The 14,309-nt window shown below is 62.4% G+C and carries 16 protein-coding genes and 2 tRNA genes; 9 read left to right on the top strand and 9 right to left on the bottom strand.

Features of this window, described 5'->3' with window-relative positions:
• Positions 1 to 43: 43 nt before the first annotated feature.
• Positions 44 to 2,716, bottom strand: coding sequence for a DUF4175 domain-containing protein (locus HKD24_RS01295; RefSeq protein WP_194258650.1), 2,673 nt, complete (start codon positions 2,714 to 2,716; stop codon positions 44 to 46).
• Positions 2,709 to 4,061: a diaminopimelate decarboxylase gene (gene lysA / locus HKD24_RS01300; RefSeq protein WP_194258651.1), complete on the bottom strand. Its 1,353-nt coding sequence runs from the start codon at positions 4,059 to 4,061 to the stop codon at positions 2,709 to 2,711. The genes HKD24_RS01295 and lysA overlap by 8 nt, the downstream gene beginning before the upstream one ends.
• 68 nt (positions 4,062 to 4,129) lie before the next feature.
• Here lysA and HKD24_RS01305 point away from each other — a divergent pair, with 68 nt between their 5' ends.
• The 3 genes from HKD24_RS01305 (at position 4,130) to HKD24_RS01315 (ending at position 5,791) form a co-directional block, all read left to right on the top strand.
• The gene (locus HKD24_RS01305) at positions 4,130 to 4,519 is read left to right on the top strand and encodes a cytidine deaminase (protein ID WP_194258728.1); all 390 of its coding nucleotides are present in this window, start codon (positions 4,130 to 4,132) and stop codon (positions 4,517 to 4,519) included.
• Positions 4,516 to 5,211 carry a trypsin-like serine peptidase gene (locus tag HKD24_RS01310; RefSeq protein WP_228124082.1) on the top strand — a complete coding sequence of 232 codons (696 nt, stop codon included), beginning with the start codon at positions 4,516 to 4,518 and terminating at the stop codon, positions 5,209 to 5,211. The genes HKD24_RS01305 and HKD24_RS01310 overlap by 4 nt, the downstream gene beginning before the upstream one ends.
• 145 nt (positions 5,212 to 5,356) lie before the next feature.
• Positions 5,357 to 5,791, top strand: a complete 435-nt coding sequence (locus HKD24_RS01315) for a response regulator (protein ID WP_194258652.1) — start codon at positions 5,357 to 5,359, stop codon at positions 5,789 to 5,791.
• Between the two features lie 34 nt (positions 5,792 to 5,825).
• Here the strand turns inward: HKD24_RS01315 and HKD24_RS01320 are convergent.
• The 3 genes from HKD24_RS01320 to HKD24_RS01330 all read right to left on the bottom strand — a co-directional run bounded on the left by HKD24_RS01320 (position 5,826) and on the right by HKD24_RS01330 (position 6,453).
• Positions 5,826 to 5,902: transfer RNA gene (locus HKD24_RS01320), tRNA-Arg, on the bottom strand.
• Positions 5,903 to 5,937: 35 nt separating this feature from the next.
• Positions 5,938 to 6,014 (bottom strand) — tRNA-Arg (locus HKD24_RS01325).
• 61 nt (positions 6,015 to 6,075) lie between these two features.
• Positions 6,076 to 6,453, bottom strand: a complete 378-nt coding sequence (locus HKD24_RS01330) for a hypothetical protein (protein ID WP_194258653.1) — start codon at positions 6,451 to 6,453, stop codon at positions 6,076 to 6,078.
• A gap of 96 nt (positions 6,454 to 6,549) precedes the next feature.
• Between HKD24_RS01330 and guaA the strand changes: the two genes are divergently transcribed.
• A complete protein-coding gene (gene guaA, locus HKD24_RS01335; protein ID WP_194258654.1) occupies positions 6,550 to 8,151 on the top strand; it encodes a glutamine-hydrolyzing GMP synthase in 1,602 nt (533 codons plus the stop codon).
• 149 nt (positions 8,152 to 8,300) lie between these two features.
• Positions 8,301 to 8,699 carry a hypothetical protein gene (locus tag HKD24_RS01340; protein ID WP_194258655.1) on the top strand — a complete coding sequence of 133 codons (399 nt, stop codon included), beginning with the start codon at positions 8,301 to 8,303 and terminating at the stop codon, positions 8,697 to 8,699.
• An 88-nt stretch (positions 8,700 to 8,787) separates the two neighbouring features.
• Here the strand turns inward: HKD24_RS01340 and HKD24_RS01345 are convergent, their stop codons facing one another.
• The gene (locus HKD24_RS01345) at positions 8,788 to 9,234 is read right to left on the bottom strand and encodes a CHRD domain-containing protein (RefSeq protein WP_194258656.1); all 447 of its coding nucleotides are present in this window, start codon (positions 9,232 to 9,234) and stop codon (positions 8,788 to 8,790) included.
• A gap of 42 nt (positions 9,235 to 9,276) precedes the next feature.
• On the bottom strand, positions 9,277 to 9,849 hold the full coding sequence (locus HKD24_RS01350; protein WP_034953612.1) for an HNH endonuclease: 573 nt from the start codon (positions 9,847 to 9,849) through the stop codon (positions 9,277 to 9,279).
• Between the two features lie 144 nt (positions 9,850 to 9,993).
• Between HKD24_RS01350 and gluQRS the strand changes: the two genes are divergently transcribed.
• Entirely contained in the window at positions 9,994 to 10,857 is an 864-nt protein-coding gene (gene gluQRS / locus HKD24_RS01355; protein ID WP_194258657.1) for a tRNA glutamyl-Q(34) synthetase GluQRS, read from the top strand.
• On the opposite strand, the gene HKD24_RS15435 is transcribed toward gluQRS, so the two are convergent.
• Entirely contained in the window at positions 10,842 to 10,973 is a 132-nt protein-coding gene (locus HKD24_RS15435; protein WP_263635378.1) for a hypothetical protein, read from the bottom strand. The two genes, gluQRS and HKD24_RS15435, sit on opposite strands and share 16 nt — an antisense overlap.
• Positions 10,970 to 12,415 carry an argininosuccinate lyase gene (gene argH, locus HKD24_RS01360; RefSeq protein WP_194258658.1) on the bottom strand — a complete coding sequence of 482 codons (1,446 nt, stop codon included), beginning with the start codon at positions 12,413 to 12,415 and terminating at the stop codon, positions 10,970 to 10,972. The genes HKD24_RS15435 and argH overlap by 4 nt, the downstream gene beginning before the upstream one ends.
• 15 nt (positions 12,416 to 12,430) lie before the next feature.
• Here argH and HKD24_RS01365 point away from each other — a divergent pair, with 15 nt between their 5' ends.
• Genes HKD24_RS01365 through HKD24_RS01375 form a run of 3 tightly spaced genes read left to right on the top strand, consistent with a single transcriptional unit; the run spans position 12,431 to position 14,292 of the window.
• Positions 12,431 to 13,036, top strand: coding sequence for a TlpA family protein disulfide reductase (locus HKD24_RS01365; protein WP_194258659.1), 606 nt, complete (start codon positions 12,431 to 12,433; stop codon positions 13,034 to 13,036).
• On the top strand, positions 13,033 to 13,614 hold the full coding sequence (locus HKD24_RS01370; protein ID WP_194258660.1) for a TlpA disulfide reductase family protein: 582 nt from the start codon (positions 13,033 to 13,035) through the stop codon (positions 13,612 to 13,614). Before HKD24_RS01365 ends, HKD24_RS01370 begins: the two co-directional genes overlap by 4 nt.
• Before the next feature lie 33 nt (positions 13,615 to 13,647).
• Positions 13,648 to 14,292, top strand: coding sequence for a TlpA disulfide reductase family protein (locus HKD24_RS01375; protein ID WP_194258661.1), 645 nt, complete (start codon positions 13,648 to 13,650; stop codon positions 14,290 to 14,292).
• The last annotated feature ends 17 nt before the right edge of the window (positions 14,293 to 14,309 follow it).

Genomic DNA, 14,309 nt, shown 5'->3' on the forward strand with positions numbered 1-14,309 from the left:
TTGAAAAAGCCCGGTGCCATGACGGCGCCGGGCTTTTTTTATGTCAGAACGATTTGAGGAGCCGCTCCAGATAGTCCAGTTCGCTTTGCGGGCGGGTGCGGTCCGAGGCGCGGCGGCGGAGTTCGCGCTCGATGTCGCGGGCGCGGTCACGGGCGCTTTTGTCCGGGATATGGGCGTCGGAATCCTTGCCCTTGTCGCCTTCGCCCAGTTTGCGGCCCAGCGGATCCTGATCTTTCTGGTCGTCGTCATCACCGTCTTCGTCACCGGCCTGGGGTTGGTCGCCGTCATCGCCCTGCTGGCCTTTCGCGCCATGCTGGGGTTTGCCGGAACCTCCCGCGCCGCCAGATGGGATGAAGCTCAGGCTGCCGCCCTGACCCTTGCCCGATCCGCCGGATTTCTGGTTCTGGCGCATCTGCTTTCCGGCTTCGGACAGATCGGCGAGGACTTTCTGCTCGGCTGTCTGGGCCTCCGCGTCCTTGCGGTCCGCGAGGGCTTCGCGGGCGGTCTTCATGTCCGTTTTGGCCTTGTCGAAGGCTGTGGCGGGTTTGCCGGTCAGGTCTTTGACGCGGTGACTCAGGATGTCGTTCACGCGCTGTAGCGCGCGTTGCAGGGCATGGTCTGCGCGGCGTCCGTCGGACTGGGCGGCGACCGTGGCCGGATCGACCGGAGCGGGCGGCTTGGCGTCCGTAGGCTGATCCATGCCGGGCGGGGGCTGCATGCCGAGCTGGCGCAGCAGGTCGGCCGTGGACATCTGGCTGACATCCGGGCGGCTGCCGTCATCGGGCGGAGCCGCGGCCTTCTGCGCTGCCGAGAGACGGAACTGCGTGTGGTCGAGCAGGGTGGTTTCGCGGTGGACGAGATCATGCAGGGCCGCGCGCTGGGCACGGGCTTCGGCCTGCGCCTTCATCTGTTCGGCAAGAGCCTTGAGATCCTCGGGGCTGGCCTGACGCATACGCTCGGCCATGTCTTCCATCTGCTGGAGGCGCTTGAGAGCTTCGTCGCCATGACCCTGATTGGCTTCGGACTGGAGACGGCGCATTTCGTCCGAGAACGGATCGGCCGAGCTGGTTCCGGACTGTGGCATGACGATGCCGCTCTGGGCGGCGCGCGAGAACAGGAGCTGCATCCGGCGGTTCAGGGCATCCTTGAGAGCCTGTGTTCGGCGCTGGAGTTCTTCCTGTTCAGGAAGAGTGTGGCCCTTGTCGCCGAGGTCACGCATGTGGTCGAGTTGCTGCTGCACGCCCTGCTGGGCGGCGCGGACTTCGGCTGCGGCATCTGCAATGTCGGGACCGTCGCGGCGCAGATCGTCCAGATAAAGCGCCAGCGCCCAGAGTTCGCCGGGCACACGGTCCGCCGAGCCATCAGGGGCGTCTTTCTGGAGCGAGGCGATCTCAAGGCCGAGGGCTGCAAGGATGGCGCGTTCGTCAGTCGTCTGCGTCAGAAGGTTCAGTTCGGCTGCGGCCTGCGAGGCGCGCTGCTGGCCGAGCATGAGGCGGCGGCGCAGGGCGACGAGGGCGCGGGCCAGCGGATCGGTGAACTTGCGGGCGGCGATCTGGAATTTGACGATATCGCTGCGGCTTTCGCGGCCTGACGCGCTCTTGGTATGCAGGCGGCCTTCGACTTCCATTCCGGCGAACGGATCGGAGGAAAGGTCTGGCGTGGCGACGCCTTTCGCATCCTTGGGCTGTCCGTCGAGCGGAATGGGAACGCGCAGGATGCGGCCCCGGGTCAGGCCGGGAAGGTTGATCTCGGCTTCAAGCGAAGCGACGCCATAGGTCTGATGGACGTGCCAGGGCAGGCCGGTGCGCCAGTCGTCTTTCTGCGGGCCGGGTTTGCCGTCCCAGGTGACGGTGGGCGGCAGATCGGGTTCGACTTTTACGCGCCATGAGCCAAGGGTCCGGCCACGGACGACGATGCTGATGGTGCCGGACTGCTGGAGCGTGCCGTGGCTGTTCCAGCTTTCAGCGTCGAGCCGGTTCTGTTCAGGCGCGGCGATCCCGTGCAGGGCGGGTTTTCCATGCGCGCCGGTGATGGTGGCATTCAGGATAGCGCCCTGCGGAACGTCAAGTGTGTTGTGGCCTGTGGCAGAAAGGAAAATCGGTGCGCCGGGTGCATAGGACGGACGGTCGATCCAGGCCTGAAGGGTAGGGAGCGGAATGCTGTCATCATCCACGCCGGGGATCAGCCCTGCGTGAAGACGCGAGGGCGTATGCGTACCGCCCAGAATTGCCGCAATCACAATGGCCAGCGGAACGGCAATGAGCGCGAGCCGCTCGTGCAGGCTGGTTTCAGGATGGGGAAGGCCGACGCGGAGCGTGCCGAGCGAGGCTGTGACGCGCTCGACATGGCGGGACCAGATGGCGGACTGCTCGCCGTTACCTGCAAACGCCGGTCGGTCGGTCAGGCTGAGGAGAGGCTGGTAGGCGAGTTTGGAATCCTGCTCGATCCGGCGGTCGGCCACGGGAATGCTGACGGGAGGCACACGGCGCAGGCCGGTGATGGTCAGCCACAGGGCCGTGCCGAGAACGCCCGCTTCCAGCAGGGAATGGAGCCAGTCCGGCAGGGACTGGGGAATACGCGCAAGACAGGCCAGAACGTAGAACGCGACCAGCAGCAGGGGCCAGCGCAGGGGGGCCCAGACGCGTTCCCACCACAGGACACGCTGGGCTTTCCGGCGCAGGGCTTTGAGGTGGAGGGCCGGGTTTGGCTCAGCCATGGTCGTCCTTAGCTGTCAGCCATTCCGGAACGGTTTCGGCTGCAATCAGTTCCGCAACGCTCTGGCGCTGACGGATGATCTCCCATTTTCCGTTGTCGATCAGGACCTGTGCTGCAAGCGGGCGGGTATTATAGGTCGAGCTCATGACCGAGCCGTAAGCGCCGGTATCGAGCAGAGCGATCAGGTCGCCGCGCTTTGTCTCCGCAGGCAGGGCGCGGTCGCGGGCGAAGATATCGCTGCTTTCGCAGACCGGACCCACGATGTCCGAGAGTTTCGTGGGGCTGGTCAGGCCGCTCGGGGCGACGGGCATGATGCCGTGCCATGATTCATAAAGGGACGGGCGGGCGAGATCGTTCATGGCAGCGTCGAGTACGACGAAATCGGGATTGCCAGCCTTGGTTTCGATCACCCGGGTCAGCAGGATGCCGGTGGGGGCGGAGAGCCAGCGGCCGGGTTCGATGCTGAGGCGGACGTCGAGATCGCCCAGTGTCTCGGCGATGACGCCGGCGAGCATGTCGGGTGAGGGCGCGATTTCGTCCCGGTAGCGGATGCCCAGCCCCCCGCCACAGTCCACGGCTTCAACGGTATGACCGGCGGCGCGGATTTCGCGGACCATGTCGGCCAGTCGGCTATAGCTTTCGCGGAAGGGGCCTGCGGTGAGCATCTGGCTGCCGAGATGGACGGCCAGGCCGACGAGGCGGACATTCTTCAGGCTGGCGGCTTCACCATACAGGGCGACGGCGCGGCGATGCTCGATGCCGAACTTGTCTCCGGCGCGGCCGGTGGAAATCTTGTCATGGGTATCGGCATCCACGTCCGGATTGACGCGCAGGGCGGCGCGCGCGACGAGGCCACAGGCGCGGGCGATGTCGTCCAGACGGTAGAGTTCCTCGACGCTCTCGACATTGATTTGTGCGATCTCGTGCTCGACAGCGGCCCGCAGTTCCGCATCGGATTTGCCGACGCCGGAGAACACGATGCCCGAGGGCTGGATCCCGGCATGAAGCGCGCGCTGCATTTCGCCACCGCTGACGATGTCCACGCCGTAGCCGCACTGGCGCAGGATGGTCAGGGTGGCCTGATGGTCCTGCGACTTCATGGCGAAATGCATGTTCACCGGTAGGTTCCGGGCCGCGAACGCGGCGCGCAGGGCTTTTGCGCGACGCCGGAGCGTTTTGGCGCCCGTGATCCAGCACGGTGTTCCGACGGCAGCTGCGATGACGTGCAGGGGCACGCCTTCGAACAGCAGGCCGTCCCGTGCGTCCATCTTCAGTGAGGGACGGGTTTCCAGCATATCGGAGAAGGACGGGTCGGTAGCGGGATCGGAAGGAAGCGGTGCACTCATGATGTTACTACCGTATCGCTCTTGGAAGCATGTTCCAAGCTGAACCCGCAGGGGATAATGTCATTGGCATGATACAGGAACTGATCCGAGAGGCCCTTGAGGCCCGTTCGCGTGCTTACGCACCCTATTCGCGCTTTCAGGTTGGCGCCGCATTGCGCTGTGAGGGCGTTGTCCATTCCGGCTGCAATGTCGAGAATGCGGCCTATCCGCTGGGGACCTGTGCCGAGGCCGGGGCGATTGCTGCCATGGTGCGGGGCGGCGGACGTCGCATTGAGGAAATCGTGATCGTGGGTGGGGATGCGCCGTGCACGCCATGTGGGGGATGCCGGCAGAAACTGCGGGAATTCGGGCTTCCGGATCTGCGGATTCACATGATCTCGCCTAAGGGAGACATGCTTATGACCCGGACGCTGTCCGAGCTTCTGCCCGATGCGTTCGGGCCGGATCATCTGGGATGAGACGCGCCGCTGCGCTGCTGATGGTCTGTCTGTCAGGGGGAGGGGCGATGGCCGCTCCGGCTGTGGCATTGCCGGGACTGGGTCCTGACAGTCATCGCAGCGTGGTGGACGTGAACGTGGCGCCCTGGCGGATTCTCGGCCGTGTCCAGACGGCGCTGGGTGGACGCTGTACGGGATTTGCCGTGGCGCCAACCGTGATGGTCACGGCGGCGCACTGTCTGTGGCTGCCTGCCACCCGGCATTATATCCAGCCCGGGGATGTGCATGTCCTGATGGGCTATGTGATGGGCCAGTACCGGCTTCATGCGCAGGTGACACACTTTGTTATTGCCCCCGGATACGATCCTGACAATGAAGGAGGCACGGCGTCTGAAGACCGGGCCACTCTGATTCTGGATCGACCAGTCGTCACGTCCGGGGATCTCGTGCCCTATGGCGAGGTCCAGATGGGCGCGTCGGCCATGCTGGTCGGATATCCGCAGGACCGGGCAGAAGTTCCGTATGGTGATACTGCGTGTCAGATCAATGGGTTAGCTGTTAATCGGCTGATCCATCACGACTGTTCTGCAACACATGGTGACAGCGGTGGGCCGCTGCTGGTCCGGCAAAGTGACGGGACGTGGGGTATTGTGGGGATCGACGTGTTGGCGACAGCGGAGCGTGGCGGATTTGCAGCGCCGCTGCCGCACTGAGATTTTCGAGAATGATCCGGGTTGCCATGCACGGACTGCACGTCAGACAGAATTAACGCATGCAAACATTGGCCCGGTCATGACGTTGCACAGGCAGAACCCCAAAAGGGTGTTACAGGTTTTTCAAACCCCAAAGGTGATTGCCATGTATGCCATGCCCATGAAGGCGACAGCGTCCCGGTTAACTCCGAAAGGAGGATCACGCGGGGAGCATAGAAAGGTCAACCGCAAGCATGTCCTCGTTGTCGAGGATCAGGCGCTGCTGCGTTTTCTTGCTGCGGATATGCTTGAAGAAGCTGGCTATGAGGCCTCTCTTGCCGGGGATGCCAGCGAGGCTCTGGAAATGCTCGAACGACATCCGGATATCGGCACGATTTTCTCGGACGTGAACATGCCTGGCGATATGGATGGTGTGGATTTGGCCCGCGTCATCCATGAAAGGCGCCCTGACGTCGGCGTCGTTCTGACGTCAGGGACGCGTGTTCAGGATCTGGGCCGATTGCCGGGTGGCACGATGTTTCTGGCCAAGCCCTATGAATGGGACGAGGTCTATCGCTGCCTGGAGCGGGTCCGGCACTGAATTGCTGGCAGATTATAAAGAGGGGAAAGCAATGTGGTGCACCCGAAAGGACTTGAACCTCTAACCCCCAGATTCGTAGTCTGGTGCTCTATCCAGTTGAGCTACGGGTGCGGACACATTGTAGAAGTCTTGCCGAAAAGGAAGACTGGTGCACCCGAAAGGACTTGAACCTCTAACCCCCAGATTCGTAGTCTGGTGCTCTATCCAGTTGAGCTACGGGTGCGCTGTGAGGCGGGGTTTTACAGAGGCTTAACTGACCTGACAACCCCGCTTTGGAAAAAATTTCAGTTTCGCGTCATGGTGATATGCGCGCGGCAGGATGGTGAGCCGAAAATGCCGCCGATGGCCTGTCCGACAGGGTAGCCGTTGAAGACGACGGCGGTCTCGTGATGGTTCATATCCGTCATGGCAAGCTCGGCATGATAGTGATGATTTCCGGGCGTATAGGTTCCATGCAGGACCTGCGAGCCGTCAGCTGGCGTAAAAAGAATTTCCTTGCCGCGGATGCGGAGCGTCGAGGGGCGCTCGGTCGGGCAGGTGCCCTGATCGGCAACGAGTGCGCCAACCCATGAGCCGGTTGGATCATTGCCGGGGTCCGGAGTTCCGGCACAGGCCGCAAGCAGAGCCGTGGCGGAGAGGGCGAAAAGTGCTGGCAGGCGCATGTTGGTCCTGTTCCTTGTTGCAGAATGGATGACGCAGACGACACAACACCTTATAGGAGAGCCTCAAAAGGCACCATGAAACCGGAACGCGAGGCCATGACATTGACCCAGCAGGACGCCAGCACCGTCGAAAAGCTCGACGAAACCCTTCACGAAGACCGTATCCTCATTCTGGATTTCGGCAGCCAGGTGACGCAGCTTATTGCGCGCCGCGTCCGCGAAAGCGGCGTTTACTGCGAGATCTGGCCGTTCACGGCAACGGAAGAGAAGATCCGCGCATTCAATCCGCGCGGCATCATCCTGTCCGGCAGCCCGGCCAGTGTGCATGACGAGAATGCACCACCGATTCCGGATGTGGTCTTCGCGCTGAACCGCCCCGTGCTGGGGATCTGCTATGGCCAGCAGGCGATGTGCCAGATGCTGGGTGGCAAGGTCGAGAGTCACGAGCACCGCGAGTTCGGTCGCGCCTATATCGATATTGCCGAGGATTGCTCGCTGTTCCGGGGCGTCTGGGCGCGCGGCAAGCGTGAGCAGGTTTGGATGAGCCATGGCGACCGCGTCACGAAGCTTCCGCCGGGCTTCCGTGCCGTTGCCCATTCCGAAGGCGCACCGTTCGCGATCATCGCGGATGAGGGGCGTCGTCTGTATGGCGTGCAGTTCCATCCGGAAGTTGTGCACACGCCGCATGGCGCCGCGCTGATCCGCAACTTCACGCACAACGTTGCGGGTTGCAGCGGAACCTGGACGATGGCGGGTTTCCGCGACCTGGAAATCGCCCGCATACGCAAGCAGGTCGGTTCGGGCCGCGTGATCTGTGGTCTGTCGGGTGGTGTGGACAGCTCTGTTGCGGCCAAGCTGATCCATGATGCGATCGGCGATCAGCTGACCTGCATTTTCGTCGATCCGGGAATCATGCGCACGGGTGAGGCGGATGAGGTCGTCAAGACGTTCCGTGGCCGCTTCAATATCCGTCTTGTCCATCGTGACGCCTCCGAGCTGTTCCTGAAGGAACTGGCTGGCGTGACGGACCCCGAGGTCAAGCGCAAGACGATCGGCCGTCTGTTTATCGAGGTCTTCGAGGAAGAAGCTGCAAAGCTGGGTGGCGCGCAGTTCCTGGCGCAGGGTACGCTGTACCCGGACGTGATTGAGAGCGTGAGCTTCTCGGGTGGCCCGTCCGTGACCATCAAGTCTCACCACAATGTCGGCGGTCTGCCAGACCGCATGAATATGGAACTGGTCGAGCCGCTGCGTGAGCTGTTCAAGGACGAGGTCCGTATGCTTGGCCGTGAGCTGGGTATTCCGGAGAGCATTGTCGGGCGGCATCCGTTCCCGGGGCCGGGATTGGCGATCCGTATTCCGGGTGATGTCACCAAGGAAAAGCTGGATCTTCTGCGCAAGGTGGACGCGATCTATCTTGAAGAAATCCGTCGGGCCGGTCTGTACGATGCGATCTGGCAGGCTTTTGCGGTTCTGCTTCCGGTGCGCACGGTCGGTGTCATGGGCGATGGCCGGACCTATGATCAGGCCTGTGCCCTGCGCGCCGTGACCAGCACGGATGGCATGACGGCGGAAGTCTACCCGTTCGACTTCGCATTCCTGAACCGGGTGGCTGGTCGCATTGTCAATGAGGTTCGTGGCATCAACCGCGTGACTTACGATATTACGTCCAAACCGCCGGGTACGATTGAGTGGGAATGATCCTGCATTCAATCGGTCGGTAGAAACTTTTGGGAACCCCGCAGCGATGCGGGGTTTTTCTTTGCCGTGATTTCCGAAGGGAGATGTCGGACTTGTCCGGATCTTCGGGGAGTGACAGTGTGAAATCTTTCAAAACAAGGATGATCCTGATGTCGATCCGGTTTCTTTCTTTTTCTGCTTCGCTGCTCGTGGCGGGTGTGGTCCTGATGCCGACGGCCATGGCGGCTGATACTGCCGAGAAGCCCTGTGAGACCGATCTTTGCCGCAGCGTGCGTCAGTCCTGGGCTTCGGTCCGTCATGGGACGTCCGATGCTGCCGACTGGACGAGAAAACAGAGTGAGAAGGGCTGGGATGCCACGAAGAATGGTGTCTCCCATGCTGCGCACTGGACAGGCCGGGAAAGTGAAAAGGGCTGGAAGGCCACCAAGAACGGCACGAAGGAAGTAGTTCACGATACGGGCGCCTGGACGAAGAGGACTGCTCATGACCTTGATCCGAGGACTTCGGACAAAGCGCCGGACGCTAAAACCGACGCGTCGGGTCAGTGAGGAATCCGTTTGGAGCTTCGGTTCCGGCTATGAAAAAAGGCCTGTCCCTTGCGGGGCAGGCCTTTTTTATATGCGAATCAGAAGGCGCTTATTCCATGTGATGCTTGTGGCCGGTCATTTCGGTCGTGAGCTGGGCTCGGGCTTCTCCGTCCGGAAATTTTGCTGTGTGGAGGTTGATGTAGGTCTGTCCGGCCTGGACTTCCTTGACCTGATCCGGCGTGAGCTGGAGCGTGCCGGTCATACGGGTCGTGTAGGGGCCGTTGATCGGGGCGAGGACGCCAGCGTCCTGACCGTCCGGAGCCGGGCCATGCAGATGGGCTGCCGTCACGGGGCCGGACAAGCCGTTATCTTCGAAACGGTAGGTCAGGGTATTCTTGGTGGTATCCAGCATTGCGGATGCCGAGCCCTTGATGGGGGCGGTCGCACCATGTTCGCCCTTGAAGGAGCCGAAGAGATGCATCGTTTCCGCGGAAGCGGGCAGGGCGGTTACCGACAGGCCAAGCGCCAGTGTCGTCAGCAGAAGTCCAGTACGCATGGAAGTCCATCCTTGCAGAAGTTGGACTGACTGAACGTGTGCTCAGGTTTCGAGTTCGGTATTCCAGTACAGATAATCGCGCCAGCTTTCATGAAGATAATGCGGCGGGAAGGTCCGGCCGTTTTCCTGAAGGAGGCGGCTGCTGGGCTGAACGGGTTTTCGATGCGGGTGCATGCCCAGTTCGCTTGGCAGTTTTGAGCCCTTGAGCAGGTTGCAGGGGCTGCAGGCGGTGACGACGTTTTCCCAGGTTGTGCGGCCTCCGCGGGCGCGGGGGATGACGTGATCGAAGGTCAGTTCGTGCGTAGGCAATCGGTCATGGCAGTACTGACACGAGAAATTGTCCCGCAGGAAAACGTTGAAACGGGTGAAGGCCGGTTTACGGGCCGTCGGAATATAGTCTTTCAGCGCGATGACGCTGGGCAGACGCATGCTCTGGCTGGGGGAGTGGACGACGGCGTCCTCATATTCGGAGAGGACCGAGACGCGGTCGAGGAAGACGGCCTTGACGGCTTCCTGCCAGGACCAGAGCGAGAGCGGGAAATAGGACAGCGGACGGAAATCCGCGTTCAGGACAAGAGCCGGAAAATGCTGACCGCTGACGGACACCACACGCATCCTTTCTGCAAGGACGACACATGCGGGGATTACGGCGCCGAATGAAAACGGGACAAACAGCGGGAAAACACGTGTCGTCGGCTTCTTTGAGAAAACTATTCCAGTAAACTGCGTAGACCGCAAGCAAACGCTGGTGACACATTCATGACGCCTCCCGCCACGACACGATTTGCGCCGAGTCCCACGGGATTTCTGCATCTGGGGCATGTGGTCTCGGGGCTGTATTCGCGGATCATGGCTGGAGAGGCTGGAAAGTTTCTGATTCGTATCGAGGATATTGATACGACGCGCTGTACGCCGGAACTGACACAGGCTCTGCGTGAGGATCTGGACTGGCTTGGGTTGTCGTCAGATGGGCCGGTCCGGCAGCAGTCGGAGCATCTGGCGGAGTATCATGCCGTGCTGGCCAACCTTCGGGAGCGGGGGCTGCTCTATCCGTGTTTCTGCACGCGACGGGAGATTGCCGAGGCTGCAACACAGGTCGCGCCGGATGGGAGCCTTGTTTATCCGGGCACCTGCCGGCATGGCGCAGCGCGGGAAGAGCAGGGGCGTGATCCGGTCTGGCGGCTCGATATGGGGCGGGCGCTGGATGTGTTGCAGGACGTGCCGGGCTGGCATAAGGCCGGGCACGGGCGCGTTGCCGGGAAGGCTGATGCGTTCGGCGATATTGTTCTGGCGCGGCGGGATACAGGTGTGTCGTATCATCTGTGCGTTACGCATGACGATGCGCTTGAGGGGGTGACGACCGTGACGCGGGGGCGGGATCTGTATGAGGCGACGTCAGTCCAGCGGGTGTTGCAGGACCTGATGGGCTGGCCGGAACCGGCTTATGCGCATCACGCGCTTATTCTGGATGCAGCGGGACACAAACTGTCCAAGCGGGATGGCGCGGAAGGGGTGCGGGTTCTGCGGCAGGCGGGCTGGACGACCCGGCAGGTGTTGGAGCATCCACTGGTGCGGCAGGCTCTGGAGGCGAGCCTGCCGACAGGGCTTTATTCCGGCGGGTAGACGCCCGGATAGGTGATGTCCTGCGAGGGGCCCGGGGCGTGCGGGGCGCCTTTCTTGCCGCAGGCGGTCAGGCCAAGCGCCATGACTGCCATGCTGACGAGCAGCAGTGTTTTCATGCGGTTTCTCCGAGTTTGGCGAGCCAGGCTTCGGCCTGATGCTTCACATTGGCCGGGGCAGTGCCGCCTTCGCTGGTACGGGATGCCAGAGACGCTTCGACGGTCAGAACATCGAAAACGCCCCTGTTGATCTGCGGTTCGACGGACTGCATGTCTTCAAGCGACAGATCGGCCAGATCGCAGCCTTTCTGCTCCGCCATGCCAACCAGACGGCCGGTGACGTGATGGGCGGTGCGGAAGGGGACGCGCAGTTCGCGGACCAGCCAGTCGGCAAGATCGGTGGCGGTGGAGAAGCCCATGCCCGCCACTTCGCGCATCCGAGCGGTGTTGGCTTTCAGGTCGCGGATCATGCCGTCCATGGCGGCTAGCGAGAGCGTCATGGCTTCGGTGGCGTCGAAGACGGGTTCCTTGTCTTTCTGCGTGTCCTTGGCATAGGCGAGCGGCAGGCCCTTCATGACCGTCAGCAGGCCCACGAAATCGCCCATGATGCGGCCGATCTTGGCGCGGACGAGTTCGGCGGCGTCCGGGTTGCGCTTCTGCGGCATGATGGACGAGCCGGTCGTGAAGGCATCGGACAGCGTGATAAAACCGAAGGGGGCGGAGGCCCACATCACGATTTCCTCGGCCAGACGCGACAGGTGCATGGCCTGGAGCGACAGTGCGGAGAGGAATTCGAGCGCGAAGTCACGGTCTGAGACGGCGTCGAGCGAATTGGCGGTCGGGCGGTCGAAATCCAGCGCTGCGGCTGTCATGCGGCGGTCGATCGGGAAGGACGTACCGGCAAGGGCCGCCGAGCCGAGCGGACATTCATTCAGACGCGCACGGGCGTCGCGCAGGCGACCGCGATCGCGCGACAGCATCTCGACATAGGCCAGAAGATGATGGCCGAACGTGACGGGCTGGGCGACCTGAAGATGGGTGAAGCCCGGCATCGGCGTTGCGGCATGTTCCAACGCACGGGTGGCGAGGGAGCGCATCAGGGAGGCGGTCTGCTCCTGAAGGCCGTCGATGGCATCGCGGACCCAGAGGCGGAAATCGGTGGCGACCTGATCGTTGCGCGAGCGCGCCGTGTGCAAGCGCTTGCCGGCTTCGCCGATCCGCTCGGACAGGCGGGCCTCGATGTTCATGTGGATGTCTTCGAGGGCCGAGGAGAACTCGAAGCGGCCTTCGCCGATTTCCTGTGCGATGTCACCCAGACCCTGACGGATTTCGGCCAGTTCGGTTTCGGTCAGCAGGCCGACTTTCTGGAGCATCGCGGCATGGGCGAGGGAGCCGCGGATGTCCTGTCGCCACAGGATCTTGTCAAATCCGATGGAGGCGTTGATCTCGCCCATGATGGCGGCCGGGCCCGACGCAAAGCGGCCACCCCATTGCGGATTGGCGGCTGTGCCTTCAAAGGATGTAGCGGCATCTGATTGTGTGTCGACAGGAGCGTTTTTCATGGGAACCGTAAACAGATGATTCGGAAGCAGATCGACCGGCGAACCCTTCTTGGAAGAGCCGCCAGCCTAGCCGCGGCGGCTTCCCTCTGCAATTGCGGGCTGGGAAATGTCGCCCGCGCCGCTGAGACGGAGGGGGTGCATCCGATGCTGCCCTCGCTCACGCCCGGTGCGCCGAAGCTTGAGCCCGTGAACTTTCAGCTCTTGGGGCCGGGTGGGACGTCTCTTGCGTTGTCCACGATGCGGGGACGGCCATTCATCCTTCATCTTTGGGCAACATGGTGCCCGCCGTGCAGGCTCGAACTGCCTGCGCTGAATGCATTTCTCGAAAAAACCGGTTCGGCGGTTCCTGTGATCCCGGTTGGCGTGGCCAGTCCGCTGCCGAAGGTCATGATGTTTCTGGCGCAGGGCAATCTGCCGCATATCGCGCCCTGGACGCTGGGGCAGCATGAGTTTTCCCAGTGGTTCACTTCCGGCGAGCCGAGCCTGCCCATGACCTGCGTGATTGATGCGCAGGGCCGTCTGCGGGCCAGCGTTGAAGGGGAGATGGCCTGGAATGCGCCGGACGCTCAGGCCGCACTGGAAAAAATCCTGTCCGGCCTTCAGGCGCCCAAACCTGCATGAAAACGTCTCCTGTCAGCCGGCGGAATGTTGTCTGGGGGACGGTGGGGCTGGCTGTTGTGGCAGGTTTCGGGGCGTCACGGCTGGCGGGTCTGGTGGTGCGTCATGGTGCACCGGTCGCCAGTCTGGTTCCGGGGCGGCCGATGCTGGAGCCTGTCGGGTTCGGTCTTGCCGGACCGGATGGCGCGCGGGAATCGCTGCTTTCCCGTCGCGGGTCGCCTTTTCTGCTGCATGTCTGGGCGACATGGTGCCCGCCCTGTCGGCATGAACTGCCGGCTCTGGCTGCGTTCATGCACGCATGGGGCGTGAACTGTCCGATCGTTCCGGTTGCGGTTTCCAGCGGTTCTCCTGAGGCGGTCCGGACGTTTCTGGTTAAAAACGACGTGCCCGGATTTCCTGCCTGGACGGTGAATGACAGTGATCTGAAAGCATGGATGGGTCATGGGGAACTTGCCATACCCGTAACATTCCTGATTGATGGAGTAGGCCGCGTTCGGGCATCGGCTGCGGGATCCTTGGACTGGGCCGGTTCTGGTGCGGCCGCCGCCCTCCACAGGATCCTTGCCGAAACGCGGGGCTGAATTCTGCTGCCAATGAAAGAATGGACTTCCAACATGGGTTTTCCCCTGACGCGTCGTCATCTTCTGGGCGGGGCCGGAGCCTTTCTGGTTTCGGGGCGGGCCCTCGCGGCAGCCGAAAAGGAAGAGGCTGGCAAGGGGCTGGCATTTGAGCCGAACTCTTTTGGCAAACTGGCCACGCCAAAGGTTCTGCCGTCGCTGAGCGTGCAGAACGAGCAGGGGCAGGACGTGCCGCTGTCGCACTGGTACGGCAAGCCGTTTATCCTGCATTTCTGGGCAACCTGGTGCCCGCCCTGCATCCGGGAACTGCCTTCGGTGAATGCAACGGCCAAGGCTCTGGGTGCGGATGGACCGCAGATCGTGGCCGTGGCTGTGCGTGGCAGTACGGTTCCGAAAGTCCGGGCGTTCTATGACGCGCACGGGATCGATGCCCTGCCGCTGCTGGTTGATCCGGTGTCTGGCGTGATGATGGAGATGGCGGATCAGGCGGCTCTGGTGCAGTCCGTCCGGCAGGTTCGCCCGGATGACCTCAAGGAACTGACGCCGGATATCATGTCCCTTCACGGTGTGCCGCGTTCGCTGATCCTGAACGGCAAAGGCGAGGTCGTGGCAGAGTCCATCGGGAACATGGACTGGTCTGCGGACGCTGTGAGGCATACTGTGCAGGCTCTGGCTGGATAGTAAGAGTGTGAAGTCCT

The sequence above is a fragment of the Gluconobacter vitians genome (assembly GCF_015244565.1).
Classification (GTDB): Bacteria; Pseudomonadota; Alphaproteobacteria; order Acetobacterales; family Acetobacteraceae; genus Gluconobacter; species Gluconobacter vitians.

Bases quoted from the DNA above. Each gene is read 5' to 3' on its own strand.
- HKD24_RS01295 (WP_194258650.1), bottom strand. From the start codon at position 2,716: ATGGCTGAGCCAAACCCGGCCCTCCACCTCAAAGCCCTGCGCCGGAAA.
- lysA (WP_194258651.1), bottom strand. From the start codon at position 4,061: ATGAGTGCACCGCTTCCTTCCGATCCCGCTACCGACCCGTCCTTCTCC.
- HKD24_RS01305 (WP_194258728.1), top strand. From the start codon at position 4,130: ATGATACAGGAACTGATCCGAGAGGCCCTTGAGGCCCGTTCGCGTGCT.
- HKD24_RS01310 (WP_228124082.1), top strand. From the start codon at position 4,516: ATGAGACGCGCCGCTGCGCTGCTGATGGTCTGTCTGTCAGGGGGAGGG.
- HKD24_RS01315 (WP_194258652.1), top strand. From the start codon at position 5,357: ATGTATGCCATGCCCATGAAGGCGACAGCGTCCCGGTTAACTCCGAAA.
- HKD24_RS01330 (WP_194258653.1), bottom strand. From the start codon at position 6,453: ATGCGCCTGCCAGCACTTTTCGCCCTCTCCGCCACGGCTCTGCTTGCG.
- guaA (WP_194258654.1), top strand. From the start codon at position 6,550: ATGACATTGACCCAGCAGGACGCCAGCACCGTCGAAAAGCTCGACGAA.
- HKD24_RS01340 (WP_194258655.1), top strand. From the start codon at position 8,301: ATGTCGATCCGGTTTCTTTCTTTTTCTGCTTCGCTGCTCGTGGCGGGT.
- HKD24_RS01345 (WP_194258656.1), bottom strand. From the start codon at position 9,234: ATGCGTACTGGACTTCTGCTGACGACACTGGCGCTTGGCCTGTCGGTA.
- HKD24_RS01350 (WP_034953612.1), bottom strand. From the start codon at position 9,849: ATGCGTGTGGTGTCCGTCAGCGGTCAGCATTTTCCGGCTCTTGTCCTG.
- gluQRS (WP_194258657.1), top strand. From the start codon at position 9,994: ATGACGCCTCCCGCCACGACACGATTTGCGCCGAGTCCCACGGGATTT.
- HKD24_RS15435 (WP_263635378.1), bottom strand. From the start codon at position 10,973: ATGAAAACACTGCTGCTCGTCAGCATGGCAGTCATGGCGCTTGGCCTG.
- argH (WP_194258658.1), bottom strand. From the start codon at position 12,415: ATGAAAAACGCTCCTGTCGACACACAATCAGATGCCGCTACATCCTTT.
- HKD24_RS01365 (WP_194258659.1), top strand. From the start codon at position 12,431: ATGATTCGGAAGCAGATCGACCGGCGAACCCTTCTTGGAAGAGCCGCC.
- HKD24_RS01370 (WP_194258660.1), top strand. From the start codon at position 13,033: ATGAAAACGTCTCCTGTCAGCCGGCGGAATGTTGTCTGGGGGACGGTG.
- HKD24_RS01375 (WP_194258661.1), top strand. From the start codon at position 13,648: ATGGGTTTTCCCCTGACGCGTCGTCATCTTCTGGGCGGGGCCGGAGCC.